A 25,711-nucleotide genomic window follows, 5' to 3' on the forward strand; every position below is an offset into this window, starting at 1 on the left:
CTGCTGGCTGAGGCTGGCCGGCGGGTCATCGCCATCGATCCCCGCGGGACCGGTGATTCGGACCGGCCGCTCACCGGTTACGACCTGGGCACGGTGGCGGCCGACATGCATGCGCTGGCGGACGCCCTGGGCCTGCTGTCCGCCGGTCCGATCGATGTCGCCGGCCACGATGTGGGCACCTGGATCGGGCACGCCTATGCCGCCGACTGGCCGGCCGACGTCCGCCGGCTGATCCTGGTGGACGCGGCCCTGCCTGGCATCACGCCCCCACCGCCACCGGGCATTCCGTCGGATGAGGCCAACGCCCGCACCTGGCACTTCGCCTTCAACCGGCTGGACGACCTGCCGGAGGTGCTGATCCAGGGGCGGGAGCGCGCCTATCTCAGCCACCTGTTCCATGCCAAGTCGGTGAACCGCTGGGCCATCGGACCGGCCGATCTGGATGAATACGTGCGCATCCTGTCCGCCCCCGGCGCGCTGCGCTCGACCTTCGCCTACTACCGCGCCGCCTTCCGTGACCAGGCGCTGGCGGCGGCCCGCGCGCGGGCGGAGCGGGGCCTTGCCCTGCCCATCCTGGCGGTGGGGGCCAAGGCCGGCGTGGGCACCGTGCTGGCCGATACCTTGCGGGGGCACGCGTCCGACGTGCGCGGGCATGTCCTGGACTGCGGCCACTATGTGCCGGAGGAAGCGCCGGATGAGCTGGTCGCGCTGCTGCTGGAATTCCTCGGCGGATGACCGATCGGCCCCAGGCCCGCTTGACGCCGCGCGCGGCCCTGTTCCACGCTGGGGCATGCCCTCGCCCCGACCAGAACCGTTCATCGAGTCCTCGCCCATGGAGCGGGCCTTCGCCGAAGCCGCGTCCGCGGCCGCGCGGGGGGAGGTGCCGGTGGGCGCCGTCATCGTCGATCCGGCCACGGGGGCGGTGCTGGCCGCCGCCTCCAACCGGACGGAGGAACTGGCCGACCCCACGGCGCACGCCGAGGTGTTGGCCATCCGCGCCGCGTGCGCGGCCTTGGGACAGCCGCGCCTGCCGGGCCTGGACCTTTACGTGACGCTTGAGCCGTGCGCGTTGTGCGCCGCCGCCATCAGTTTCGCCCGGCTGCGGCGGGTCTATTTCGGGGCTTATGATCCCAAGGGCGGGGCGGTGGAACACGGACCCCGCTTCTTCGGCCAGCCCACCTGCCACCACGCGCCGGAGACCTACGGCGGATTGCAGGAACGGCGGGCGGGCGCCCTGCTGCGGGGCTTCTTCAGGGAACGTCGTTAGCGCTCAACCCAGGAAAGGAACCGTATGCCGCTCTACCGGGACGATTATGGCGCCTTGTACTGGTCCTTGCGCGGCGATGTGACGGGCGAGGTGGTGCGCGACACACCCTTCCATAAGGATGCGGGCACCCGGATGCTGCGGGTGCGGCCTGGGCAGGAACGGCGGCTGCTGTGGATGGTGCGGGGCATGCTGGCCCTGCTGGGGCTTGAGGCCCTGGGCCTGGTGTCCCTGGCGGTGGCGCGGCTGACAGGGCTGGTGACCATCCCCGAGGGCTGGCCGATGGCGTTGGCCGTCAACGTCCTGATGCCGCCCTTCATCCTGTCGATGATGGCCCAGTCGGTGCTGGTGCCGCTGTCCTGCGAGTCGGCGACCCTGCGCCACCCCGTCCGTCTGGTGCCGGGGCAAGCGCGCAGCCTGGTGCTGGCGCCCCTGATCTATGTCCTGGGGCCGGCCCTGTATGGGGCCGGTGTGCTGCTGGTTGCGCCCCGTCGATTGGTGGCGGAGATGATAGACCTCTTGCGGCGGGCCGACTGGGCGGAAAAGGGGATCGCCCTGGTGCCGACGCTAGCCAGCCTGGCCTTCTTCGCCTGGATGGTCCGGCAGTGCTGGCTGGCCTGGGTGGGCTCCCGCCGCCGGCCGCCGACCCAACACCCGACCTTGCGGGTGGCGGCGTCGGGTGAGCGGCGGCGGGACCGCACCGGTTCTTAGGCCTCAGGCTTTTCCTCAGGCGCCGCTTCGGCCGTTGGCGCCTCTTCCGCCTTGGTCTCAGCGGCGGCCTTCTCAGCGCGGTAGGCGTTGAAAGCGATCTTCACCGAGCGCGCGGCCTCGCTGTCCGGATAAGTCGCCGCCCACTGGTCGGCGCGGTCGGCGGCGGCGTCGCCGTTGCCGCTCTGCGCCATCACCGTCAGGGCGCGGGCGTAGAACTGCTGCGGCACCGGGTGGGCCGGGGTGGTCTGGATCAGCACCCAGATGATCTGGGCGGCCTCTTCGGCGCGACCCATGGCGATCAGGGTGTCGGCCAGGGCCAGGCGGGCGTCGCCCTGGGACGGGTCCAGGGTGGCGCAGGCGTGGAATTCGGCCGCGGCCGCGTCCAGGCGGCCGGTGTTGCGCAGGATCAGGCCCAGGTTGAAGCGGGTCTCCGCCCGGTTCGGGTCCAGCTCCAGTGTGCGGCGCCAGGCGTCCTCCGCCCCGGCCAGGTCGTTCTTCTGGCCGGCGGCCACGCCCAGGGCGTGCCAGGCTTCGGTGAACTGCGGGTTCAGTTCCACGGCGCGCTGGAAGCTCTCGATCGCCTCATCCACCTTGCCCTGGGCCAGCAGGGCCATGCCCAGATTCTGGTAGGGCGGCGGGTGGTTGGGGTTCAGCGACCGCGCCTTCTTCAGTGCCGTCACCGCCTCCTCCAGCTTGCCCAACCCTTGCAGCACGGCGCCCAGGTTGGACCAGGCCACGCGGATTTCCGGGACGGACGCGTAGATGCGGATGATGGCGCGGTAGGCGTTCTCCGCCTCCTTCAGCCGGCCCTGGCGGTGCAGGTCGGCGGCCACGCGCATGTCGTTGACGAAGGGCGCGCCGGCATTGGCGTCCTTGGAGATTTCCGCGATGCGGCGGCGGCGGTCCTGGCGATTCATGATCTCGTGTCCCTCAAAACGGCTGGTGCCCCGTGCTGGGGCGCCGGCCTTATCCCTGCTTCTGTTCCCGCTCTATCGCGCGCCAGCCGATGTCCCGGCGGCAGAACCCTTCCGGCCAGCGGATGCGGTCCACCGCCTGATAGGCCCGGGCCTGCGCCTGCGCCACGGTCTTGGCCGTCGCCGTCACGCCCAGCACCCGGCCGCCGTTGGCCAGCACGCTATCGCCATCTGCCTTCGTGCCGGCGTGGAAGACGGTGACCCCGTCGACCTTGCCCGCATCCTCCAGCCCCCCGATGGCGGTGTTCTTCACATAATCACCCGGATAGCCCTGGGCCGCCATAACCACGCACAGGGCGGGGTCGTCATGCCAGCGCACGTCGACATGGTCCAACTGCCCGTCGCAGGTGGCCAGCAGCAGCGGCACGATGTCGGACTTCAGGCGGCGCATCAGTACCTGGCATTCCGGATCGCCGAAGCGGGCGTTGAATTCGATCAAGCGTGGCTTGGGTCCTTCGGGCCCCGCAACGATCATCAGCCCGGCGATCAGCACGCCGGTGAAGGGCTGCCCCTCCGCCGCCATGCCCCGGACCGTGGGCTCCACGATCTCGCGCATCACCCGGTCCTGCAACTCGGGCGTCAGGACGGGGGCGGGGGAATAGGCGCCCATGCCGCCGGTGTTGGGGCCTTGGTCGTGGTCGAATACCCGCTTGTGGTCCTGCGCGCCCACCAGGGGCAGGGCGTGGGTGCCGTCGCACAGGGCGAAGAAGCTGGCCTCCTCCCCGTCCATGAACTCCTCGACCACCACCTCGGCGCCGGCGCTGCCGAAGCGGCCGTGCAGCATGGCGTCGTCGATGGCGGCGATGGCCTCCTCCAGGGTCGTGGCGATGACCACGCCCTTGCCGGCGGCCAGGCCGTCGGCCTTGACCACGATGGGGGCGCCCTGCGCGGTGGCGTAGGCCTTGGCGGCGTCGGCGTCGGTGAAGCGCTTGTAGGCGGCCGTGGGCACGCCGTACTTGGCGCAGATGTCCTTCATGAAGCCCTTGGAGCCTTCCAGGGCGGCGGCCGCCTGGCTGGGGCCGAAGGCCTTAATGCCGGCGGCCGTCAGGCGATCCACCAGGCCCAGCACCAGGGGCTGTTCAGGCCCCACCACCACCAGGTCCACCGCGTTGGCCGTGGCGAAGGTCACCAAGCCGTCGACGTCGTCGGCCTTGATGTCCACGCAGTGGGCCACGTCGCGGATGCCGGCGTTGCCGGGCGCGCACCACAGCGTGCCGCACAGGGGGGAGGCGGAGATGGCCCAGCACAGCGCATGCTCCCGCCCGCCGGATCCGACCACCAGGATCTTCATCGCCACTACTCCCGATCACGATTCCATCTGTTGAGCGGGTGCTTGTATCATGCCCGCGCCATGACTCAAGACTTCCCCGACTCATCCCCCTCCCCGGGGGCGCCCCACGGTTCCGATCTCGGCTACGGCGGCGCCACGCCCGTCGCCGGCGGCAACCTGCCGGAACTCAGCGTTTCCGACCTGTCGCGCGCCTTGAAGCGCACGGTGGAGGAGACATTCGGCTATGTCCGCGTGCGCGGCGAGGTCAGCCAGCCCAAGCGCGTCTCCTCCGGCCACCTGTACCTGCGCCTGAAGGACGACCAGGCGGTGATCGAGGCCGTGTGCTGGAAGGGCACGGTGATGCGCCTGGCCGTGAAGCCGGAGGACGGGATGGAGGTGGTGTGCACCGGCCGCCTGACGACATACCCCGGCCGTTCGCAATACCAGCTGATCATTGAGACCATGGAGCTGGCGGGCGAGGGCGCGCTGCTCAAGATGCTGGAGGAGCGCAAGCGTCGGCTGGCGGCCGAGGGCCTGTTCGATGCGCAGCGCAAGCGGCCACTGCCCTTCCTGCCCCGCGTCATCGGCGTTGTGACCTCCCCCACCGGCGCCGTCATCCGCGACATCCTGCACCGGTTGGCCGACCGCTTCCCCCGCCATGTCCTGCTGTGGCCGGTGGCGGTGCAGGGCGAACAGGCGGCGGCCCAGGTGGCCCGCGCCATCCAGGGCTTCAACGCCATCGCCCCCGGCGGCTCCGTGCCCCGGCCCGACCTGCTGATCGTGGCGCGCGGCGGCGGCAGCCTGGAAGACCTGATGCCCTTCAATGAGGAGATCGTGGTGCGGGCGGCGGCGGCCAGCCAGATCCCGCTGATCTCCGCCGTGGGGCACGAGACCGACACGACGCTGATCGACTTCGCCTCCGACCGCCGGGCGCCCACCCCCACCGCCGCCGCCGAGATGGCGGTGCCGGTGCGGGCGGAACTGCTGGCCCAGGTGATGGAATGCGGCCGCCGGCTGGAAGGCACGGCCAACCGCCTGCTGGGCGAGCGCCGGTCGCGGGTGGAGGGGCTGGCCCGGGGCCTGGGCGACCCCCGCGCCCTGCTGGAAGGGTGCACCCAGCGCCTGGATGACCGGGGGGAGCGCCTGACGCTGTCCATGTCCGGCCTGATCCGCCGCCACCGGGCGGAGGTGGCGAAGCTGGGCGCCGGCCTGCGCCACCCGGCCCAGGTGCTGGGCTTGGCCTATGCCCGCCTCGATATCGCCCAGCGTGGTTTGTCCGGCGGCGTCACCCGCCTGATGACCGACCGCACGACCCGCGCCCAGACGCTGGCGCAGCGTCTGACGTCCCAGCCCCTGGTGCGCCGGGCGGAAGAGGGTGGGGTGCGCCTGGCCGACCTGGGCCGCCGGCTGGATGCCAGCTTCGGCCGCGCCGTGGCCGACGGCGCCCGCCGGCTGGAGGGCCAGGCCAAGCTGCTGGAGACGCTCTCCTACCGGGGCGTGCTGGCCCGGGGTTTCGCCCTTGTGACCACCGCCGACGGTCATCCCCTGACCAGGGCGGCCGACGCGCCGGCCGGCGGCCGGGTGCGGGTGGAGTTCATCGACGGCGCCGTGGGCGCCACGCTGGATGGGGACGGCGCGCCGATACCGGAAAAGCCGGCTCCGACGCAGCGCGAATCGGCGCCAAAGCCACGACCGGCCGGGCGACCGGGTGGCCAGGGCAGCCTGTTCTAGAAACCTTTCGGCCAGCGGCGATGGGTCCACAGCCACTGGCCGGGATTCTCCAGCACCCACCGTTCCAGCAGTTGGTTCACCGCCACGGTGACGGCGCGGATGTCGGCCGGGCGGTCGCCGGTGGGGGCGGGCAGGTCCATGGGCGGGAAGACCTGGATGCGGAAGCGCGCGCCCTTGGGTGCCCGCGTCACCCGCATGGGCACCACCACGGCGCCGTGGCGGACCACCACGTCGCCGGCGATGGTGCCGGTCATGGCGTCATGGCCCAGGAAGGGCACGGCGATGCCCTCGTTCAGCTTCTGGTCGGCCAGGATGCCCAGGATGCCGCCGGCCCGCATGGCGGCCAGGATGCCCTTGGCCGAGGCGCGGCCCTTGGGCACCAGGGTGGTGCCCAGCTCGCCCCGCGCCTGGGCCAGCAGCTTGTCCACCGACGGGTTGTTGGGCGCGCGGTAGATGGCGGTCATGGTGGTGCCGCACTTGAACACCGTCATCGCCACCAGTTCCCAGTTGGCGAAATGGCCGGTCAGGATGACGCCGGGCTTGCCGTCGGTCACCAGACCCCGGACGTGTTCCGCGCCGACCAGATCCACCCGCTGCTCCCACTCGCGCGAGATGGTCTTCAGGTGCGGGTATTCGGCCATGGTGCGGCCCAAATTGTCCCAGCATTCCCGCGCCACGCGGTTCCGCGCGGCGGCGTCCAGCTGGGGCATGGCCCGTTCCAGGTTGCGCAACACCGTGGCGTTGCCCCCCAGGCGCGGCCCCAGCGTGCGGCCGACCCAGCCGCCCAGGTCCGACGCCGTGTCGGCCGGCAACAGGCCCAGCAGGCGGAACAGGGCGCGGACGCAGAAGGCTTCCAGGGGATAGCCCAGGGTGCGGGTCAGGGAACGGCGCAGGGGGCTGTGGTTAGCCATCGGTGTCTCTGGAGGTGTCCCTGGGGATGTCTCTTGTCACGCGGTCCAGCAGCGCGTCCAGCGCGCCGTCGTCCTGGAAAGTCAGCACCACCGGCAGGGCGGTGACCCGGGCCTGGACCGCGGGCGGCAGGCGCACCCAGTCCTTCTCCGTCGTCAGCGGGGTGGCGCCCAGGTCGGCCGCCTGGTCCAGCAATCGGCCGATCTCGCTTTCCGTATAGGGATGGTGGTCGGGAAAGGGAACCCCCCGGGCCAGCGACAGGCCCATGTCGCGGCAGGTGTCGAAGAACTTCTGCGGCCGGCCGATGCCGGCGAAGGCCAGGACCGTGCGGCCGGCCAGCGTCGCCGCCACGTCCGCGTCCGGCACCAGCCGGGCGGCCAGCACGGGCACGGCGGGGGCCAATCCGGCCGCCCGCGCCCCAGCCCCGGTGCGGTCGGCGCCCACGATCACCACGCCATGCGCACGGGCCAGGCCGTCGGCCAGCTCCTCCCGCAAGGGCCCGGCGGGAATGACCCGGCCGTTGCCGAAGCCGGCGCCACCATCGACCACCAGCAGGGACAGGTCCTTGGCTAGGGCCGGGTTTTGGAAGCCATCGTCCATGACTACCGCCTGGGCGCCGCCGTCGCGGGCGGTGCGGGCGCCGGCCAGGCGGTCGGCCGATATCCAGGCGGGGGCTGATCGGGACAGCAGCAGCGGCTCGTCCCCCACGTCGGCGGCGACATGCGCGGCCGGGTTGACCTGAACGGGACCCCGCAGTCGTCCGCCATAGCCGCGCGACAGATAGTGCGCCCGGATGCCGCGCACCAGCAGGCGGCGCATCACGGCCTGGGCCAGCGGTGTCTTGCCGGCGCCGCCCGCCACCAGGTTGCCGATGCAGACGACGGGGATGCCCACCCCTTGCGGCGCTGTTCCGGCCAGGCGCCGGCGGGCGCCGGCGGCGTAGAGCGCGCCCAGGGGGCCCAGCAGCGCCGCCGCCAGCCCCGGCGGCCGGTACCAGAAGGCGGGGGCCTTCACGGTGGGTCCCCGGGAGCGTGTTCAGGCAGCGTCATGCCGGCTTCCGCCAGCAGGGGTGCCAGGGCGGCCATCACCCGGTCCACGGCGTGGCGGTTGTCGTCGGCCACCGCCTTGGCGGCGGCGGCCTGGGCCTCACGGGCTTCGGGATCGGTCAGCAGGGTGTGCACGGCGTCCGCCAGGCCGTCCACGTCCGCCACCCGGCGGGCGCCGCCGGCGGCCTCCAGCGTCGCGGCGATCTCCGCGAAATTGTGCATGTGCGGGCCGTAGACGATGGCGGCGCCCAATTGCGCCGGCTCGATGGGGTTGTGCCCGCCGACCGGCACGAAGGATCCGCCGACGGCGGCCACGGGCGCCAGGCGGAAGAACAGGCCCAGTTCCCCCAGCGTGTCGGCCACGTGCAGGGCGTCGCCGGGGCCTGGCAGGGCGCCGGTGGCGCGGCGGCTGACGGTCAGGCCCTGGGCCTCGACGGCGGCGGCGATCTCCGGCCCCCGCGTGGGGTGGCGGGGCGCCACCAGGGTCAGCAGGCCGGGGATGCGAGGGGCCAGGCGCCGGTGAACCTGGGCGGCCAGGTCGTCTTCGCCCGGATGCGTGCTGGCGAAGACCCAGGTGGAGCGGCCGCCGATGGCGGTCCGCAGCGCCGCCAGGGCCTCCGGCTCCGCCGGCAGCGGGCTGGTGGAGTATTTCAGGTTGCCGACGCAACGCACGTCGGCCAGGCCCAGGTCGCGCAGGCGGTCGGCCTCCGTCGCCGTCTGGGCCAGCGCCAGGCGGAAGGTGGACAGCAGGCGGTGGGCGGTGCGCGGCGCGCGGCGCCAGTTGCGGTGGCTGCCGGCCGACAGGCGGGCGTTGACCAGGGCCGTGGGCACGCCCCTCTTGCGCAGGACGCGCAGCAGGTTGGGCCAGAACTCCGATTCGATCCACAGGGCGGCATCGGGCCGCCAGTGGTCGATGAAGCGGGCAACGGCCGCCGGCAGGTCCACCGGCACGAACTGGTGGAGGGCACCCGGTGGCAGCCGCTTGGCCATCAGGGTGGCGGAGGTGACGGTGCCGGTGGTGACCAGCACGGTGGGCCGGGGCGCCAGCGTCAGCAGCCGGTCGATCAGCGGCAGCACGGCTAGCGACTCGCCCACGCTGGCGGCATGCAGCCAGATCAGCCGGCCCTCGGGGCGGGGCAGGCCGGGGTGACCCAGGCGTTCAGGCAGTCGGTTCGGGTCTTCCTTGCCGGCGGCCAGCCGGTGGTCCAGCAGGCGGCGGACGGCCGGGCCGGCCAGGGCGGTCAGCCCGCGATAAAGCGCTTCCAGCATGCCGATCGTGTTCGGGAACAGCGGGGCGGCGGGGACACCCGCCGCAGTCGCCGCCACCCTAGAGCCGCCCGCGCGTAACCGCAAGCGGGGCTCAGCTGGCCTGCTTGGCTTCTTCCGCCGGTGGATCCAGCACCGGATGGCCGCGGAAGGGGCGCAGGTTGTTCAGGAACTGCGCGGCGGACGCGGACCAGGAGAAGGTCAGGGCATGGCGCCGGCACTTGTCGCCCGGTATCTCCAGCGCCGCCAACGCGGCCTTCCGCAGGTCCTCGTCCAGCACGGCCACGTCCGACCCCGCCAGCACGTCCAGCGGGCCCGGCACCGGATAGGCGGCCACCGGCACGCCGGAGGCCAGCGCCTCCAGCAGCACCAGGCCGAAGGTGTCGGTGCGGGAGGGGAAGACGAAGACGTCGCCGGCGGCGTAGTGCCTGGCCAGATCCTCGCCGTGCTGGGGGCCTACGAACTGGGTGGCCGGGTATTTGGCCTTCAAGTCGTCCAGCTGCGGGCCGCCGCCCACCACCACCTTGGTGCCGGGCAGGTCCAGCGACAGGAAGGCCTCGATGTTCTTCTCCACCGCCACCCGGCCGACATACATGAAGATCGGGCGCGGGAAAGGCAGGAAATCCTTCTCGCGCGGGCGGAACAGGTCGGTGTCCACGCCGCGCGACCAGCGCTTGATGTTGCGGAAGCCGCGGTCCTTCAGGTCGTTCTCGATGGACGGGGTGGCCACCATGACGGCCGAGGCAGGCGCGTGGAATCGGCGCACCAGGGCGTAGCTGAGGCGCAGCGGAACCGGGAAGCGGTCGCGGACGTATTCTGGGAAGCGCGTGTGGTAGGCGGTGGTGAAGGGGATGCGCCGGCGCAGGCAATAGCGCCGGGCGGCCAAGCCCAAGGGGCCTTCCGTCGCGATGTGGATGGCGTCGGGCTGGATCTCGTCGATCATTCGGCGCAGCCTGGCGCCGGGCCTCAGCGCCAGGCGGATTTCCGGATATGTGGGCATGGGCACGGTGCGGAAGCGGTCGGGGGCGATGACCTCGACCTCATGGCCCAACTGGCGCAGCTCGTCCCGCGTCGTGGTCAGGGTGCGGACCACGCCGTTGACCTGGGGGTGCCAGGCGTCCGTGACGATGAGGATCTTCACGCTGCAGCCTTCTGCGTCGTCCCACCCGGTTGCCCGGGCGCCCGTGCCGCCGCGCGCTTGCGCACCTCGTCCGCCCAGTGAATGATCTCCAGCGTGCCGTCGGCGTGTTCGACCAAAGCGGTGCACGATTCCACCCAATCCCCGTCGTTGCAGTAGAGGATGCCGCCCATGTCACGCATCTCGGCGTGGTGGATGTGGCCGCAAATGATGCCGTCGACCTGGCGGCGCTTGGCCTCGTCGGCCAGCGCCTGCTCGTAGTTGCCGATGAATTCCACCGCTTTCTTGGTGCGGTTCTTCAAGTAGGCGGACAAGGACCAGTACTGGAAGCCGAAGCGGCGGCGGGCGGCGTTCAGCCAGGTGTTTAGGGTCAGCAGCACCGTGTAGGCGCTGTCCCCGACATAGGCCAGCCACTTGGCGTACTTCACCACCGCGTCGAACAGGTCGCCGTGCAGCACCAGGAAGCGGCGGCCGTCGGCGGTGGTGTGGATGGTGTCTTCCAGGATGGTGACGCCGCCGAACTGCAGCCCGATGAAGTCGCGGAAGACCTCGTCATGGTTGCCGGGGATCAGGAAGACCTTGGCGCCCTTGCGCACCCGGCGCAGCACCTTCTGCACGACGTCGTTGTGGCTCTGCGGCCAGTACCAGCCCTTCTTCAGGCGCCAGCCGTCGACAACGTCGCCCACAAGGTACAGGTACTCCGACTCGGTGTGCTTCAGGAAATCCAGCAGCATGTCGGCCTGGCACCCCCGGGTTCCCAGATGCAGGTCCGACAGCCAGATGCTGCGGTAGCGCCGCGGGGCCTCGTGTTCCGTCTCCATGTCCGTCTCCATCCTACGCCCCCGAGATGACCCACAAGAGACAATCAATAGTAATGTTGACAGGCCTATACCGCAGCATGTAGGGCAAGACAAATGGTGATAAGGGTGAGTTCAAGGAATTCACCATATATTCACGAGGCATTCATAAATATGTCTTCCGCCCTTCACTTGGCTGTCACGGAACCACTGGCCGCTGCCGCGCGCCGTCTATTGATCATTCACAATCCCGTGGCGGGGCGCCGGCGGCGGGGCCTGATGGGCCGCGTGGTCGATGTCTTGCGCCAGGGCGGGGCGGATGTGGTGGTGGTGGAAACCACCGGTCCGCGCGACGCGGAGCGGCTGGCGACCCTGGCGGCCACCGGCGCCCTGACGCAGGGTCGCATCCCCGACGCGGTGGTGGCCTCGGGCGGCGACGGCACCATCAACGAGGTGGTGAACGGCCTGCTGGCCGCGCCGACGCTCGCGCCGCCGGCCCTGGGCCTGATCCCCCTGGGCACGGCCAACGTGCTGGCGGCGGAGTTGGACCTGCCGTCCGGCGTGGCCGACCTGGCGCGTACCCTGGCCGGGGCGGTGCCGCGCACCATCCATGCCGGCCGCGCCAACGGCCGCCTGTTCACCATGATGGCCGGCGTGGGGCTGGACGCCCATGTGGTGGAAGGGGTGGACCCGGCGGTAAAGCGCCGCTTGGGCAAGGGCGCCTATGTCCTGGAAAGTCTGGCCCAGATCGCCCGCTGGCCCAGCCCGCGCTACCATGTGGTGACGCAGGACGCGGCCGGCCGCCGGCAGGAGCACGAGGCCGCGTCCTGCATCGTGGCCAAGGGGCATTTCTACGGCGGGCGCTTCGTTTGCGCCCCGGACGCCCGGCTGGACGAGGGCGGATTCCACGTCTGCCTGTTCACGGACGGTGGCCGCCTGGCGGCGCTGGGCTATGGCGCGGCGCTGGTCGCCGGACGGCTGGCCCGGTGGGGCGCCTTAGGGGGGAATGAAGGCCGGCGGGGATTGGGATACCGCGTGGTGCCCGCCGTGCGGGTGCGCATCGAAGGGCCGCTGGGCGATCCGGTGCAGGGGGATGGCGACACCATCGCCCGCCTGCCGGTGGATATGGAAACGGCGGCGCCGTTCCGTGTGCTGGCGCCGCCGCTCCGCCCCGTGTCCCGTCTGCCCTGAAGGGGCGCTGGTCTGCCCCTGGGTGTCAAATCCAGGCAACGCTACTCAAGAACCACTGGTCAAAGACAACGCTACGCTACGTCACGCGACTCAAAACGACAGTCAGGCATTACCAACCGAAGGCCACGTCCAAATCAGGCAACGGGTGCTTACGAACGGGCGCCCCGTGCAGGGCCGCCCCCTCGTTCTTTAGTATCAACGGCCCGTCTGGGCGCCGGCCTCGGCGGTGGCGCGCGGCACGCGGCCACGCCACACCGACAGGCATTCCTCGGCGCTTTCGCCGGTACCGATGCAGTACCAGCCGCGACGGTCGTTGAAGTACAGGCGGTAGGTGCCGCGGCGGTCGCGCTCGAAGCGGAAGACCGGGCGGTCCAGGTTGGGGAAGCGCACGATCAGCTGGTCATGATCCGGCGCGGTATGGCGGCTCACCGCTTCCCACAGGCCGCGCTCCAGCTTGGGCTGGGCGACACTGTTCCATTCGGTGAGATCGAAAGGGGTGAAGCGGGCAGAGGAGAAGGGGACGACAGTCATGACTCACCAGCACTCTGCCACCCTGGATCGGAGATGTCCGGACGGCGCCGGACTTTTTCGTCTGTGCGCCGGGTGGCTTTGGCGCGTTGGGTGCACTATGCGGCCCCAACTGTTAATGGCGCCTTAAAGGCCTTCGCTCACCCGTGGGATAGTATGCTTTCGATGGAGTGCGGCAGTTGCGCCCTGCGGCATCCTGTGTTAAGTGCACGACGCCCGACGCCGGGGTGGTTTTCACCCGGTTCGGACCCACAATGCTAAGGCCCTGAAATCCTTCAGGTCTGCGGATTAACCGAGGTTTCCAGGTGGCATCCCAAGGGACAGTCGTATCCGGACTGGCGGCCCGCTACGCGGCGGCGCTGTTCGACCTTGCCGACGAGCAGAAGGCGCTGGACCAAACCGCGCAGGACTTGACGTCGCTCAAGCAGGTTCTCGCCGAAAGCGCAGACCTGCGTCGCGTTGTGCGCAGCCCCGTCCTGTCGCGTGCCGAGCAGGCGCGCGCCATGGAGGCGGTGCTGGCCCAGGCGGGCACGTCCGAGCTTGTGCGCAAGTTTATTGGTCTGGTGGCCCAGAACCGCCGGCTTTTCGCCCTGGACGGCATGATCGCCGCCTTCCTCGCCGAGCTGGCCCAGCGCCGCGGCGAGGAGACGGCCACCGTCGTCTCGGCCCGTCCGCTGACGGACGACCAGCTGTCGGAAGTGACCGACGCGCTGAAGAAGGCTCTGGGCTCCAAAGTTTCCGTCGCCGCCAGCGTCGACCCGACGTTGCTGGGCGGCATGATCGTTAAGGTCGGATCGCGCATGATCGACAGTTCCGTGCGCACCAAACTGACCAAGCTGAAAATCGCCATGAAAGGGGTGGGCTGATGGAAATCCGCGCCGCAGAGATTTCCGCGATCCTGAAACAGCAGATCGCGAATTTCGGCACCGAGGCCGACGTTGCTGAAGTGGGCCAGGTGCTCTCGGTCGGCGACGGTGTTGCCCGCATCCATGGCCTGGACAAGGTCCAGGCCGGTGAGATGGTGGAGTTCCCGGGCGGGATCAAGGGCCTGGCCCTGAACCTGGAAGCCGACAACGTCGGCGCCGTGATCTTCGGCGACGACCGCGCCATCAAGGAAGGCGACACGGTGAAGCGCACCGGCGCCATCGTCGAGGTTCCGGTGGGCCGCGGTCTGCTGGGCCGCGTCGTGGACGGCCTGGGCAACCCCATCGACGGCAAGGGCCCCCTGGTCGACGTCGTGCGCAAGCGCGTCGAGGTCAAGGCCCCCGGCATCATCCCGCGCAAGTCGGTGCACGAGCCCATGCAGACCGGCCTGAAGGCCGTGGACGCCCTGGTGCCCGTCGGCCGTGGCCAGCGTGAGCTGATCATCGGCGACCGTCAGACCGGCAAGACCGCCGTCGCCATCGACGCCTTCATCAACCAGAAGGGCATCAACGCCGGCGGCGACGAGTCCAAGAAGCTCTACTGCATCTACGTGGCCGTCGGCCAGAAGCGCTCCACGGTCGCCCAGATCGTGAAGACGCTGGAGGAAGCCGGCGCGATGGAATACTCCATCGTCGTGGCCGCCACCGCGTCCGAGCCGGCGCCCCTGCAGTACCTGGCGCCCTACACCGGCTGCGCCATGGGCGAGTTCTTCCGCGACAACGGCATGCACGCCCTGATCGTGTACGACGACCTGTCCAAGCAGGCCGTCGCCTACCGTCAGATGTCCCTGCTGCTGCGCCGCCCGCCGGGCCGTGAAGCCTACCCCGGCGACGTGTTCTACCTGCACAGCCGCCTGCTGGAGCGCGCCTGCAAGATGGCCGACGGCTATGGCGCCGGTTCGCTGACGGCGCTGCCCATCATCGAAACCCAGGCGGGTGACGTGTCGGCCTACATTCCGACGAACGTCATCTCCATCACCGACGGCCAGATCTTCCTGGAAACGGGTCTGTTCTACCGTGGCATCCGCCCGGCCATCAACGTCGGCCTGTCGGTCAGCCGCGTCGGCTCCGCCGCCCAGATCAAGGCGATGAAGCAGGTCGCCGGCACCATCAAGCTGGAACTGGCCCAGTACCGCGAGATGGCCGCCTTCGCCCAGTTCGCCTCCGACCTGGACGCCGCCACCCAGCGCCTGCTGAACCGTGGCGCCCGCCTGACCGAACTGCTGAAGCAGCCGCAGTACAGCCCGCTGCCGGTGGAAGAGCAGGTGGTCTCCATCTTCGCCGGCGTCCGCGGCTTCCTGGACAAGGTGAAGGTCGAGGACGTGAACCGCTTCGAGGCGCGCTTCCTGGACGAGATCCGCAGCAAGGGCCAGGACATCCTGACCGCGATCCGCACCGACAAGCAGATCAGCAAGGACACCGAGGAAAAGCTGAAGGCCTTCCTGGAGAGCTTCTCCAAGGTTTTCGCCTGATCTCCGTAACGGCGGGCGGCTCCCCGGGGGCCGCCTGTCAGTCCAGTTCTCTCAGGAAGTGAAGGCACGGCATGCCCAGCCTTAAGGACCTCAAGATCCGGATCGACAGCGTCAAGTCGACGCAGAAGATCACCTCGGCCCTGAAGATGGTCGCGGCCAGCAAGCTGCGCCGCGCGCAGGAACAGGCCGAAGCCGGGCGTCCCTATGCCGAGCGCATGGGCCGCATGCTCTCCTCCCTCGCCGCCAACGTGCCGGCGGGCGCGCAGGGCCCGAAGCTGATGGCGGGCACCGGTTCCGACCAGGTGCACCTGCTGGTCGTGCTGACGGGCGACCGTGGTCTGTGCGGTGGCTTCAACGCCACCATCGTCCGCGAGACCAAGCGCCAGATCGCCCGCCTGCAGGGCGAGGGCAAGACGGTGAAGCTGCTGACCGTGGGCCGCAAGGGCCGCGACCTGCTGCGCCGTGAGTTCGGCTCCTTGCTGGTGCACAGCTACGAGAACCTGGGCGGCAAGCGCCTGGGCTTCGCGGATGCCGCCCAGGTGGCCGACAAGGTGCTGGAGCTGTTCGACGCCGGCGAGTTCGACGTCGCCTCCATCATCTTCAACAAGTTCAAGTCGGCGATGACGCAGATCGTCACCGTCCAGCAGATCGTCCCGTTCGCCGTGGCGGCCGCGACGGAAGAGGCTCCGGCCTCCACCGAGCCCAAGGCCATCTACGAGTTCGAGCCGTCGGAGGAGGACATCCTCAACGACCTGCTGCCGCGCAACCTTTCCATCCAGGTCTACACCTCGCTGCTGGAAAGCTCGGCCTCGTTCTTCGGCGCGCAGATGACCGCCATGGACAACGCCACGCGCAATGCCGGCGACACGATCAAGAAGCTGACGCTTAACTACAACCGCACGCGCCAGGCCTTCATCACCAAGGAGCTGATCGAGATCATCTCCGGTGCTGAAGCGGTCTGACGGCGCCACGACAACATTCGCAAGGGTCCGAGGGAGCTTACCCCATGGCTACGACTAACCAGGCGACCAACGCCGTCGGCCGTATCACGCAGGTGCTGGGCGCCGTGGTGGACGTGCAGTTCGACGCCGAACTGCCCGCCATCCTGAACGCCCTGCACACGCAGAACGAGGGCAAGACCCTTGTGTTCGAAGTCGCCCAGCATCTGGGTGAGAACACCGTGCGCTGCATCGCCATGGACAGCACGGACGGTCTGGTGCGCGGCACCTCCGTGACCGACACCGGCGCCCCCATCCAGATGCCGGTGGGCCCCAACACCCTGGGCCGCATCCTGAACGTGATCGGCGAGCCCATCGACGAGCGTGGCGACGTCGCGTCGGAGAAGACCTACCCCATCCATCGTTCCGCGCCGGAGTTCGCCGAGCAGGCGACGGACGCGCAGATCCTGGTCACGGGCATCAAGGTCATCGATCTGCTGGCCCCGTACCTGAAGGGTGGCAAGATCGGCCTGTTCGGCGGCGCCGGCGTGGGCAAGACCGTCACCATCATGGAGCTGATCAACAACGTCGCCAAGGCGCACGGTGGTGTGTCGGTGTTCGCCGGCGTGGGTGAGCGCACCCGTGAAGGTAACGACCTGTACCACGAGATGATCGAGTCGGGCGTCATCAAGCTCGACGGCCCCGGCTCCAAGGTGGCGCTGGTGTACGGTCAGATGAACGAGCCGCCGGGGGCCCGCGCCCGCGTCGCCCTGTCCGGCCTGACCATCGCGGAATACTTCCGCGACGAGGAAGGCCAGGACGTGCTGCTGTTCATCGACAACATCTTCCGCTTCACGCAGGCGGGTGCCGAGGTGTCGGCGCTGCTGGGCCGCATCCCCTCCGCGGTGGGTTATCAGCCGACGCTGGCCACCGACATGGGCGCCCTGCAGGAACGCATCACCTCCACCAAGAAGGGCTCGATCACCTCGGTGCAGGCCGTGTACGTGCCCGCCGACGACCTGACCGACCCGGCCCCCGCCACCTCGTTCGCCCACCTGGACGCCACGACGGTGCTGAGCCGCGCCATCGCCGAACAGGCCATCTTCCCGGCCGTGGACCCGCTGGACAGCACCTCCCGCGCGCTGGACCCGCGCGTCGTGGGTGAAGAGCACTACCAGACGGCCCGCTCGGTGCAGAAGGTGCTGCAGACCTACAAGTCGCTGCAGGACATCATCGCCATCCTGGGCATGGACGAACTGTCGGAAGAGGACAAGCTGACGGTCGCCCGCGCCCGCAAGATCCAGCGCTTCCTGTCCCAGCCCTTCCACGTGGCCGAGGTGTTCACTGGCACGCCGGGCGTGCTGGTCAGCCTGGAAGACACCATCCGCGCGTTCAAGGGCATCGTGGCCGGCCAGTACGACCACCTGCCGGAAGCGGCCTTCTACATGGTCGGCACCATCGAGGAAGCCGTCGAGAAGGCCCGCAAGATGGCCGCCGAGGCCGCTTGATCGCCTGAGTAGGTCCAGGACGGAAGGGGGCGGACCCCTTCCGTCCGTTTTCTTGAGAACACGTCGCTGAACGGAAGTCCCATCATGGCCGATAAGGTTGAATTCGAGCTGGTGTCGCCGGAAAAGCTGCTGGTTTCCCAGCCGGTGGACATGGTGGTCGTGCCGGGCACCGAAGGCTACCTGGGCGCCCTGCCGGGCCACGCCCCGCTGATCACCACGCTGAAGCCAGGCGTCATCGACATCTACCTCGATGGCATCACCACCATCAGCAACCGGATCTTCGTCGCCGGCGGCTTCGCCGAGGTGACGGAGACCCGCTGCACCGTGCTGGCGGAAGAGGCGGTCGAGGTGTCGGCCCTGGACCGCGCGGCCATCGAGCAGCAGGTCAAGGATCTGGCCGAGGACGTGGCCGACGCCACGAGCGAGACGGCGAAGCGCGCCGCCGAGGCCAAGCTGGCCGTGGCGCAGGCCAAGCTGGAAGCCCTGGGCGCTGGCGCGGCCGCCCACTGAGCGGCCAGGCGGGCAGTTAAGAGCGAATCGCAAGCACCCGAAGGGGGCCAGGACACCGTGCCTGGCCCCCTTCGTCCTTGGACGGTGCGGCCCAGACCTGAACCCAGACCGTTGATTTGGCACAATAGTTCCACCCCTGCCGGGCGGGGATTTTGCCGATCGGCGGCATCGTGCTAGCTTGGCCGTCGCCCGACTTGGCGGATGTTACGGATTTGTGGCATACCGGCGGGTGGGGCATCGCGGGAAGCACGCCGGCCTTTTCATGACCGGGCGGGCTTTTCGAAACTTAAATGGGGCCTGGCCGTTGCAGTGGGGGCACGGTGGCGGCATCGGGCCCCGTGTAATGGTCATGGGATGCCGGCGGCCCGGAAACGGACGCGCCGGCCCTGGGGCATCAAGAACGGAACGCGCATGGCAGACGTCGACGCTACTGAATCTCGGGCCACGGACTCTCGGTCGGGTCACTGGACGATCGCGGGCTTGCCCTGGGACAAGCTGGAGCCGGCCAAGGTTGACGCCGACATCCTGAAGCTGATCAAGGCCGCCGCCCTGGTCGAGTACAACGGCGACAGCTACGCCGACTACCTGTGCAACGTCTTCGCCGACAATCCCGACTTCTGCCAGACCGCCCGCCAGTGGGCGGTGGAGGAAGTGCAGCATGGCGAGGCGCTGGGCACCTGGGCCGAGCGCGTCGATCCCAGCTGGAGCTTCCAGGCGGCGGTGACGCGTTTCCGCGAAGGCTACAAGATCGACATCGACGTCAGCCAATCGGTGCGTGGCTCCCGCGCGGGTGAGCTGGTGGCGCGCTGCATCGTCGAGACCGGTACCAGCAGCTATTACACCGCCCTGGCCGAGGCGACGGACGAACCGGTGCTGAAGCAGATCTGCCGCCACATCGCCGCCGACGAGTTCAGGCACTACAAGCTGTTCTACGATTACCTGGGCGAGTACCTGGAAAAGGAGCGCCTGGGCAAGTTCGGCCGCCTGCGCGTCTCGCTCTCGCGCATCAATGAGACGGAGGATGATGAGCTGTCCTTTGCCTACCATGCCGCCAACAATGGCGACGCGCCCTATCACCGGGAGACGGCGTTCGAGAACTATGTGCGCCGGGCCTACAGCTATTACCGTCCGCACCACCTGGACCGCATGGTCGCCATGGTGTTCAAGGCCAGCGGCCTGAAGCCCCAGGGCTGGCTGCATGATGTCGCCTCGCGCTACGCCTACAAGCGCATGATGAAGAAGGCCGGCGTGCCCCTGGCCGCCTGAGGCTCCTGCCGCGCTGAAAACAAAACGCCGCCCGGGTTGCCCTGGGCGGCGTTTTGTTTGAGGTAGAGGCGAACTTATGCCCATCGCTCAAGGGTGGCCATGATGGGGGGCAGGTGGGTCTGGTCGATGGTGAAGCTGAGGGAGAGCGTAGTGGTGTCAGACCACTCGTCCCGAGCATCCGCGGTTACCCGAATATGACCCCGCCCATCCCCCCTCAACGCGATATTGAAGTTCGAAAACCAGGTGTCGGTGCTTGCCTCGCCTCTCAGGCTTTTATGCAACCGCGCCAAGTCGTTGCGGAACCGGTCCCAAGCTTGGAGAGAAAGATAAGTCGTGGCCAGGATGGTACCGGCGAATGGCCCGCCGACAAGGTCTACCGTCAGATCGAAGCCATGACCGTCGGATTCCGCTAGCGGCGGATGCAGAATTACGCTGCTGCGGCCATCGCTGAAGACGACACGGTCGTCCATGGTCGCTTCAGCCCACCAAATGCCGGAAGGCGGCGACCACTTGGGTGTAGATCTCCCGCTTGAAAGGGACGATCAGGTCCACCGTCCGCTCCAGCGGCACCCACTGCCAGGCGTCGAACTCGGGATGCTCGGTCGCCAGGTCGATGTCGCTGTCCTGGCCCGTGAAGCGGCAGGCCAGCCATTTCTGCTTCTGGCCGCGGTACTTGCCTTTCCACACCCGGCCCAGCAGTTCCGGCGGCAGGTCGTAGCGCAGCCAGTCGGCCGTCTCCTCCAGGATGGTGGCCTTGTCGGTGCCGATCTCCTCCATCAGCTCGCGCAGGCCCGCCTCCGCCGCCGTCTCGCCCTTGTCGATGCCGCCTTGGGGCATCTGCCAGGCGCCGGGCGTGTCCTGCCGCTGGCCGACGAAAACCAGGCCTTGGGCGTTGAACAGGCAGATGCCGACGCAGGCGCGGTAGGGCAGGGTGGCGGGGTCGACGGGTTTGGAGGACATGGGGGCTGGGCTCGTCAAGGGAAGTCGGCGGCAGCCTAATCGCAGGCCGCGCCGCACGCCAGCGCCGCGCCCGAGTCGTGACCCTGAAAAATAGGCATTGCCGCCCCGTCCCCGGCAAATCGTTTCAACGCCCAGGGCCAGACGTAAGGAATGATCGCGTTCGCGTGCCGACGCGAACGAGTCGGTGCGATTGCTGCGGTGCTTCCCGACAGAAATATGTCAGTATACGTGACCTATTTTCGCGGCTACGCTTCCTCGGGTTAGATGATCTGGCAAGCCGGGAAAACATCGGCGCCGGGCCCGTCGAACCCCTGTTCGGGACGGCTCGTCACTTTCTGTAAGATGTGCGGGAAGGGCTTTTGACAGGGGCAGTTCCACCCGCGTGGAGGATGCGTTATGTCGCTGGCCGCCGTACCCCTGATGACAAGTATGTGCTGCAGGACGGCCGGGTCTATATGACCGGGACCCAGGCGCTGGTGCGCCTGCCCATGCTGATGCGCGACCGCGACCGTGCCGCGGGCCTGAACACCGCCGGCTTCATCTCGGGCTATCGCGGCTCCCCCCTGGGCGCCTATGACCAGGCGCTGTGGCAGGCGCGCAAGCACCTGGCCCGCCACAACATCCATTTCCAGCCAGGCGTGAACGAGGAACTGGGCGCCACCGCCGTCTGGGGCAGCCAGCAGGTCAACCTGTTCAAGGGCGCCAAGGTCGATGGCGTGTTCGGCATCTGGTACGGCAAGGGCCCCGGCGTCGACCGCTCGCTGGACGCGCTGAAGCATGCCAATTTCGCCGGGACCAGCCGCCACGGCGGCGTGCTGGCCATCGCCGGCGACGACCACGCCTCCAAGTCCTCCACCCTGCCGCACCAGTCCGACCACGCCTTCATCCACGCCTTCATGCCGGTGATGAGCCCGGCGGGCGTGCAGGAGTTCCTGGACTACGGCCTGATCGGCTGGGAGATGTCGCGCTATTCCGGCTGCTGGGTCGGGTTCACGGCCCTGGCCGACACCATCGACACCTCCGCCATCGTGCGTGTGCCCGCCGCCGTCAGCGACGTGGTGCTGCCCACCGATTTCGAGATGCCGCCCGGCCGGCTGAACATCCGCCTGCACGACACGCCGCTGATCCAGGAAGACCGAATGATCCAGTGGAAGCTGGACGCGGCGCGCGCCTTCGCCCGGACCAACCGCCTGGACAAGGTTGTCCTGGGTGCCGCCAAGCCCCGCCTGGGCGTCGTGACGGTGGGCAAGTCCTATCTGGACGTGCGCCAGGCCCTGGATGAGCTGGGCATCACGCCGGAGATGGCGGCGGACCTGGGGTTGGCCATCTTCAAGGTCGCCATGACCTGGCCGCTGGAACCCCACGGCATCCGCGACTTCGCCGAGAGCGCTGAAGAGCTGCTGGTGGTGGAGGAGAAACGGTCGCTGATCGAGGCGCAGCTGAAGGAGCAGCTGTACAATTGGGATCGCCGTCCCCGCATCCTGGGTAAGACGGATGAGGAAGGCCGGCCGCTGCTGTCGGAAAAGGCGGAGCTGTCGCCCACCACCATCGCCTTGGCGCTGGCCGGCCGCATGGCCAAGCTGGGCCTGATGGTCGACCGCGTGGCGGAACGGGTGCGGGCGCTTGAGGCGCAGCTGCGCCCCGCCGCCTCCGCCAGCACGGTGGTGCGGGCACCCTTCTACTGCTCCGGCTGTCCGCACAACACCTCCACCCACCTGCCCGAGGGCAGTCGCGGCCTGGCCGGTATCGGCTGCCACTACATGGTGACGTGGATGGGCCGCAACACCGACGTCTTCAGCCAGATGGGCGGCGAGGGCGTGCACTGGATCGGCCAGGCCCCCTTCGCGGGGGAGGAGCATGTCTTCGCCAACCTGGGCGACGGCACCTACTTCCACTCCGGCATCCTGGCGGTGCGCGCCTCCGTCGCCGCCAAGGTCAACATCACCTACAAGATCCTCTACAACGACGCTGTGGCCATGACCGGCGGCCAGAAGGTGGACGGCAGCCTGTCCGTGCACCAGATCGCCCGCCAGCTGGAGGCTGAAGGCGTGGAGCGCATCGTCGTCGTCAGCGACGATCCGGAGAAGTATGGCCTGGGCCAGGGCCTGCCGCCCTTCACCACCATCGAACACCGTGACGACCTGGACCGGGTGCAGCGCGAGATGAGGGAGATCAAGGGCGTCAGTGTCCTGATCTATGAACAGACCTGTGCGGCCGAGAAGCGCCGCCGTCGCAAGCGCGGCACCTTCCCCGACCCGGCCCGCCGCGTGGTGGTGAACGAGCTGGTGTGCGAGGGCTGCGGCGATTGCTCGGCCAAGTCCTCCTGCCTGTCCGTGGTGCCGGTGGAGACGGAGTTCGGCCGCAAGCGCCAGATCGACCAGTCCAGCTGCAACAAGGATTTCTCCTGCCTCAAGGGCTTCTGCCCCAGCTTCGTGACGGTGGAGGGCGGCTCTTTGCGCAAGCCCCAACGGGCCAAGGGGCCGGTGGGGGGCAAGGCCGACGCGATCGAGGCCCTGCCGGAGCCGGTGCGGCGCACCCTGGACCGTCCCTGGAACATCCTGGTGACGGGCGTGGGCGGCACCGGCGTGGTCACCATCGGCGCCCTGGTCGCCATGGCCGCCCATCTGGAAAGTCGGGGCTGCACCGTACTGGACATGGCCGGCCTGGCGCAGAAGGGCGGGGCGGTCACCAGCCACCTGCGCATCGCCGAACGGCCGGAGGATATCCACGCCACCCGCATCGCCGCCGGCGGCGCCGATGTGGTGCTGGGTTGCGACATCGTGGTGGCGGCCAATGCCGACGCCCTGACCAAGATGGCAAAGGGTCGCACCCGGGCCATCCTGAACACGCACGAGGCGGTCACCGCCGCCTTCGTCACCAACCCGGACTTCCAGATGAACGGCGGGTCCATGGTGGCGACGGTGTCCAAGGCCTGTGGCGCCGATGCCGTCGACGCGGTGGACGCCACCCGCATCGCCACCGGCCTGCTGGGCGACAGCATCGCCACCAACCTGTTCATGCTGGGCTACGCCTATCAGAAGGGGCTGGTGCCGGTCAGCGCCGAGGCCCTGGAGAAGGCCATCGAGATGAACGGGGCGGCGGTGAAGATGAACACCGACGCCTTCCGCTGGGGCCGTCGCGCCGCCCTGGACCAGGCGGCCGTGGAGAAGATCGCCACGCCCAAGGGCCCGGCCGCCGACGCCCCGCACCGCCGCCTGTCGGAGACGCTGGACGAGGTGATTGACCGCCGCGCGGCCTTCCTGGCCGATTACCAGGACGCGGCCTATGCCGACAGCTACCGTCAGTTCGTGGCCCAGGTGCGCGGGGTGGAGGCGGCCAAGGTGCCCGGCGCCGACCAGCTGACCGAGGCCGTGGCCCGCACGCTGTTCAAGCTGATGGCCTACAAGGACGAGTACGAGGTGGCGCGCCTCTACACCCAGACCGGTTTCCTGGACCAGGTGCGCCAGCAGTTCCAGGGCGACTACAAGCTGGTCTTCCACCTGGCCCCGCCCACGGCGTCGCACACCGACCCGGCCACGGGCGAGGTGCGCAAGCGCGCCTTCGGCCCTTGGATGCTGACGGCCTTCCGCCTGCTGGCCCGTATGAAGGGATTGCGCGGCACGGCCCTGGACATCTTCGGTCGTACGGCGGAACGGCGCATGGAACGCCAGCTGATCGTGGACTTCCGCGCCACGGTGGCGGAGCTGCTGGCCGGCCTTTCCGAAGACAACCACGCCCTGGCGGTGGAGATCGCGGAGCTGCCGCAGAAGATCCGCGGCTACGGTCACGTCAAGGAGAAGGCCTACGCCGAGGTCAAGGCCAAGGAAGCGGCGCTGCTGCGCGACTGGCGCACCGGCACGCCGGGCCAGTCCACGCCCCTGGCGGCGGAGTAGGCAAGGATGGGCACCAACGGCTTGAGGCTGTGCTTCAGGCCGCTGTAGGCCACGACCGGGGCCGCCGGCGTCTGAGGCGATAGCATAGCCATCGCGACAAATCCCCTGTCGCGGGCCGTCGCTTGAGGGCTATGGTTGGCGCCCGTTTCAAGTCGCCTCTTCTCAAGGACAGACGTGATGGACAGCAAGGCTGGCGTGGGTGAGGACAAGGTCACCCTGGAGGATGTGCGGGCGGCGGCCCTGGCGCTGGGTGGCCAGGTCATCGACACGCCCTGCATCCCCTCGCGCACCCTGTCGCGCATCGCGGGCTGCGAAATCTGGGTGAAGTTCGAGAACCTGCAGTTCACCGCCAGTTTCAAGGAACGCGGCGCCCTGAACCGCCTGCTGTCCCTGACGGAGGAGGAGCGGCGGCGCGGCGTCATCGCCATGTCGGCCGGCAACCATGCCCAGGGTGTCGCCTACCACGCCGGCCGCCTGGGCATTCCCGCCACCATCGTCATGCCCGAGGGCACCCCCTTCATCAAGGTGGAGCACACGGAGAACTTCGGCGCCAAGGTGGTGCTGAAGGGCGCGGTGCTGGCCGAGGCGGCGGCGGAGGCCGAGCGTCTGCAGCAGGAACACGGCTACGTCTTCGTCCACCCCTATGACGACCCGCTGGTCATCGCCGGCCAGGGCACCGTGGCGCTGGAGATGCTGAACGCCGCGCCCGACCTGGACGTGCTGCTGGTGCCGGTGGGCGGGGGGGGCCTCATCTCCGGCATGGCCATCGCCGCCAAGGCGCGCAAGCCGGACATCGAGGTCATCGGCGTGGAGGTCACGGCCTACCCGCCCATGTACCAGGCCCTGCACAACCTGCCGGTCAGTGTGGGCGGCGACACCATCGCCGAGGGCATTGCCGTCAAGAATGTGGGCGCCACCACGCTGGAGATCGTCCGCCGCAAGGTCGACGACATCATCCTGGTGGAGGACTGGGAGGTTGAGCGGGCCGTGGCCCTGTTCCTGAACATCGAGAAGACGGTGTCCGAAGGGGCCGGCGCCGCCGGCCTGGCCGCCGCGCTGAAGCACCCGGAGCGCTTCGCCGGCCGCAAGGTCGGCCTGGTGCTGTCCGGTGGCAACATCGACAGCCGCGTGCTGGCCAGCGTCATCCTGCGCCAATTGGTGCGCGAGGGCCGCATCGTCACCCTGCGCGTGGTCATCCCCGACCGGCCGGGCGCGCTCGGCCGCATCACCACCCTGATCGGCGAGGCCGGCGGCAACATCATCGAGGCCGTGCACCAACGCCTGTTCAGCACCGCCAACGTCAAGGCCACCGACATCGACATCACGGTGGAATGCCGCTCCGCCAACCACGCCGGACGGGTGGTGGAGGCGCTGCGCAGCAATGGCTTCCAGGTTAAGACCCTGGCGGGGGAGTGA

At 69.2% G+C, this 25,711-nt stretch carries 23 protein-coding genes; 13 read left to right on the forward strand and 10 right to left on the reverse strand.

Annotated features, from left to right (window positions below; genetic code table 11):
* The 3 genes from I55_RS25380 to I55_RS25390 form a co-directional block, all read left to right on the forward strand.
* Window positions 1-735: alpha/beta fold hydrolase (locus I55_RS25380; protein WP_044563511.1), on the forward strand; the 735-nt coding region annotated here is incomplete at its 5' end.
* A 97-nt stretch (window positions 736-832) separates the two neighbouring features.
* Entirely contained in the window at window positions 833-1,267 is a 435-nt protein-coding gene (locus I55_RS25385) for a nucleoside deaminase (protein ID WP_199902719.1), read from the forward strand.
* A gap of 24 nt (window positions 1,268-1,291) precedes the next feature.
* Window positions 1,292-1,975: a hypothetical protein gene (locus I55_RS25390; protein ID WP_044563513.1), complete on the forward strand. Its 684-nt coding sequence runs from the start codon at window positions 1,292-1,294 to the stop codon at window positions 1,973-1,975.
* Here the strand turns inward: I55_RS25390 and I55_RS33480 are convergent.
* Together I55_RS33480 and purD are read right to left on the reverse strand one after the other, a co-directional pair.
* Window positions 1,972-2,892, reverse strand: coding sequence for a tetratricopeptide repeat protein (locus I55_RS33480; RefSeq protein WP_049974485.1), 921 nt, complete (start codon window positions 2,890-2,892; stop codon window positions 1,972-1,974). The genes I55_RS25390 and I55_RS33480 overlap by 4 nt on opposite strands.
* Window positions 2,893-2,941: 49 nt before the next feature.
* Window positions 2,942-4,240, reverse strand: a complete 1,299-nt coding sequence (gene purD / locus I55_RS25400) for a phosphoribosylamine--glycine ligase (RefSeq protein WP_044563514.1) — start codon at window positions 4,238-4,240, stop codon at window positions 2,942-2,944.
* 60 nt (window positions 4,241-4,300) lie between these two features.
* Here purD and xseA point away from each other — a divergent pair, with 60 nt between their 5' ends.
* On the forward strand, window positions 4,301-5,950 hold the full coding sequence (gene xseA / locus I55_RS25405) for an exodeoxyribonuclease VII large subunit (RefSeq protein ID WP_083901424.1): 1,650 nt from the start codon (window positions 4,301-4,303) through the stop codon (window positions 5,948-5,950).
* Here xseA and I55_RS25410 read toward each other — a convergent pair.
* From I55_RS25410 to I55_RS25430, 5 genes are read right to left on the reverse strand one after another with little or no spacing between them, the layout of a single operon-like run.
* Entirely contained in the window at window positions 5,947-6,861 is a 915-nt protein-coding gene (locus I55_RS25410; protein ID WP_044563515.1) for a lysophospholipid acyltransferase family protein, read from the reverse strand. The genes xseA and I55_RS25410 overlap by 4 nt on opposite strands.
* Window positions 6,854-7,873, reverse strand: coding sequence for a tetraacyldisaccharide 4'-kinase (lpxK, locus tag I55_RS25415; protein WP_044563516.1), 1,020 nt, complete (start codon window positions 7,871-7,873; stop codon window positions 6,854-6,856). Before lpxK ends, I55_RS25410 begins: the two co-directional genes overlap by 8 nt.
* Window positions 7,870-9,231, reverse strand: a complete 1,362-nt coding sequence (locus I55_RS25420; RefSeq protein ID WP_307718728.1) for a 3-deoxy-D-manno-octulosonic acid transferase — start codon at window positions 9,229-9,231, stop codon at window positions 7,870-7,872. The genes lpxK and I55_RS25420 overlap by 4 nt, the downstream gene beginning before the upstream one ends.
* A gap of 34 nt (window positions 9,232-9,265) precedes the next feature.
* Window positions 9,266-10,312 (reverse strand): glycosyltransferase family 1 protein, encoded by a 1,047-nt coding sequence (locus I55_RS25425; protein WP_044563517.1) that lies wholly within the window; start codon window positions 10,310-10,312, stop codon window positions 9,266-9,268.
* On the reverse strand, window positions 10,309-11,130 hold the full coding sequence (locus I55_RS25430; RefSeq protein WP_044563542.1) for a UDP-2,3-diacylglucosamine diphosphatase: 822 nt from the start codon (window positions 11,128-11,130) through the stop codon (window positions 10,309-10,311). Before I55_RS25430 ends, I55_RS25425 begins: the two co-directional genes overlap by 4 nt.
* 150 nt (window positions 11,131-11,280) lie before the next feature.
* Here I55_RS25430 and I55_RS25435 point away from each other — a divergent pair, with 150 nt between their 5' ends.
* On the forward strand, window positions 11,281-12,297 hold the full coding sequence (locus I55_RS25435; RefSeq protein ID WP_044563518.1) for a diacylglycerol kinase family protein: 1,017 nt from the start codon (window positions 11,281-11,283) through the stop codon (window positions 12,295-12,297).
* Between the two features lie 195 nt (window positions 12,298-12,492).
* Here I55_RS25435 and I55_RS25440 read toward each other — a convergent pair whose 3' ends face one another.
* Entirely contained in the window at window positions 12,493-12,828 is a 336-nt protein-coding gene (locus tag I55_RS25440) for a hypothetical protein (RefSeq protein ID WP_044563519.1), read from the reverse strand.
* A 302-nt stretch (window positions 12,829-13,130) separates the two neighbouring features.
* On the opposite strand from I55_RS25440, the gene I55_RS25445 reads away from it, so the two are divergent.
* From I55_RS25445 to I55_RS25470, 6 genes are all read left to right on the forward strand, one after another.
* Entirely contained in the window at window positions 13,131-13,691 is a 561-nt protein-coding gene (locus I55_RS25445; RefSeq protein WP_044563520.1) for a F0F1 ATP synthase subunit delta, read from the forward strand.
* A complete protein-coding gene (gene atpA / locus I55_RS25450) occupies window positions 13,691-15,220 on the forward strand; it encodes a F0F1 ATP synthase subunit alpha (protein ID WP_044563521.1) in 1,530 nt (509 codons plus the stop codon). Before I55_RS25445 ends, atpA begins: the two co-directional genes overlap by 1 nt.
* A 71-nt stretch (window positions 15,221-15,291) precedes the next feature.
* Window positions 15,292-16,182: a F0F1 ATP synthase subunit gamma gene (locus tag I55_RS25455; protein ID WP_044563522.1), complete on the forward strand. Its 891-nt coding sequence runs from the start codon at window positions 15,292-15,294 to the stop codon at window positions 16,180-16,182.
* 44 nt (window positions 16,183-16,226) lie between these two features.
* Window positions 16,227-17,666, forward strand: a complete 1,440-nt coding sequence (gene atpD, locus I55_RS25460) for a F0F1 ATP synthase subunit beta (protein ID WP_044563523.1) — start codon at window positions 16,227-16,229, stop codon at window positions 17,664-17,666.
* A gap of 84 nt (window positions 17,667-17,750) precedes the next feature.
* Window positions 17,751-18,176 (forward strand): F0F1 ATP synthase subunit epsilon, encoded by a 426-nt coding sequence (locus I55_RS25465; RefSeq protein WP_044563524.1) that lies wholly within the window; start codon window positions 17,751-17,753, stop codon window positions 18,174-18,176.
* 480 nt (window positions 18,177-18,656) lie between these two features.
* A complete protein-coding gene (locus I55_RS25470; protein ID WP_085940108.1) occupies window positions 18,657-19,442 on the forward strand; it encodes an acyl-ACP desaturase in 786 nt (261 codons plus the stop codon).
* A gap of 74 nt (window positions 19,443-19,516) precedes the next feature.
* On the opposite strand, the gene I55_RS25475 is transcribed toward I55_RS25470, so the two are convergent.
* Together I55_RS25475 and I55_RS25480 are read right to left on the reverse strand one after the other, a co-directional pair.
* The gene (locus I55_RS25475; protein ID WP_044563525.1) at window positions 19,517-19,912 is read right to left on the reverse strand and encodes a hypothetical protein; all 396 of its coding nucleotides are present in this window, start codon (window positions 19,910-19,912) and stop codon (window positions 19,517-19,519) included.
* 7 nt (window positions 19,913-19,919) lie between these two features.
* A complete protein-coding gene (locus tag I55_RS25480) occupies window positions 19,920-20,402 on the reverse strand; it encodes an RNA pyrophosphohydrolase (protein WP_044563526.1) in 483 nt (160 codons plus the stop codon).
* A gap of 389 nt (window positions 20,403-20,791) precedes the next feature.
* Here I55_RS25480 and I55_RS25485 point away from each other — a divergent pair, with 389 nt between their 5' ends.
* Together I55_RS25485 and I55_RS25490 are read left to right on the forward strand one after the other, a co-directional pair.
* On the forward strand, window positions 20,792-24,295 hold the full coding sequence (locus tag I55_RS25485; RefSeq protein WP_044563527.1) for an indolepyruvate ferredoxin oxidoreductase family protein: 3,504 nt from the start codon (window positions 20,792-20,794) through the stop codon (window positions 24,293-24,295).
* Between the two features lie 177 nt (window positions 24,296-24,472).
* Window positions 24,473-25,711: a threonine ammonia-lyase gene (locus tag I55_RS25490; protein WP_044563528.1), complete on the forward strand. Its 1,239-nt coding sequence runs from the start codon at window positions 24,473-24,475 to the stop codon at window positions 25,709-25,711.

The organism is Azospirillum sp. B4 (assembly GCF_000333275.1).
Lineage (GTDB): Bacteria > Pseudomonadota > Alphaproteobacteria > Azospirillales > Azospirillaceae > Nitrospirillum.

Coding starts and splice junctions, on each gene's coding strand:
- I55_RS33480 (WP_049974485.1), bottom strand. CDS start 2,892: ATGAATCGCCAGGACCGCCGCCGCCGCATCGCGGAAATCTCCAAGGAC.
- I55_RS25490 (WP_044563528.1), top strand. CDS start 24,473: ATGGACAGCAAGGCTGGCGTGGGTGAGGACAAGGTCACCCTGGAGGAT.
- atpA (WP_044563521.1), top strand. CDS start 13,691: ATGGAAATCCGCGCCGCAGAGATTTCCGCGATCCTGAAACAGCAGATC.
- I55_RS25435 (WP_044563518.1), top strand. CDS start 11,281: ATGTCTTCCGCCCTTCACTTGGCTGTCACGGAACCACTGGCCGCTGCC.
- atpD (WP_044563523.1), top strand. CDS start 16,227: ATGGCTACGACTAACCAGGCGACCAACGCCGTCGGCCGTATCACGCAG.
- purD (WP_044563514.1), bottom strand. CDS start 4,240: ATGAAGATCCTGGTGGTCGGATCCGGCGGGCGGGAGCATGCGCTGTGC.
- I55_RS25485 (WP_044563527.1), top strand. CDS start 20,792: ATGCGTTATGTCGCTGGCCGCCGTACCCCTGATGACAAGTATGTGCTG.
- I55_RS25475 (WP_044563525.1), bottom strand. CDS start 19,912: ATGGACGACCGTGTCGTCTTCAGCGATGGCCGCAGCAGCGTAATTCTG.
- I55_RS25385 (WP_199902719.1), top strand. CDS start 833: ATGGAGCGGGCCTTCGCCGAAGCCGCGTCCGCGGCCGCGCGGGGGGAG.
- I55_RS25440 (WP_044563519.1), bottom strand. CDS start 12,828: ATGACTGTCGTCCCCTTCTCCTCTGCCCGCTTCACCCCTTTCGATCTC.
- I55_RS25410 (WP_044563515.1), bottom strand. CDS start 6,861: ATGGCTAACCACAGCCCCCTGCGCCGTTCCCTGACCCGCACCCTGGGC.
- I55_RS25480 (WP_044563526.1), bottom strand. CDS start 20,402: ATGTCCTCCAAACCCGTCGACCCCGCCACCCTGCCCTACCGCGCCTGC.
- I55_RS25430 (WP_044563542.1), bottom strand. CDS start 11,130: ATGGAGACGGAACACGAGGCCCCGCGGCGCTACCGCAGCATCTGGCTG.
- I55_RS25455 (WP_044563522.1), top strand. CDS start 15,292: ATGCCCAGCCTTAAGGACCTCAAGATCCGGATCGACAGCGTCAAGTCG.
- I55_RS25465 (WP_044563524.1), top strand. CDS start 17,751: ATGGCCGATAAGGTTGAATTCGAGCTGGTGTCGCCGGAAAAGCTGCTG.
- xseA (WP_083901424.1), top strand. CDS start 4,301: ATGACTCAAGACTTCCCCGACTCATCCCCCTCCCCGGGGGCGCCCCAC.
- I55_RS25390 (WP_044563513.1), top strand. CDS start 1,292: ATGCCGCTCTACCGGGACGATTATGGCGCCTTGTACTGGTCCTTGCGC.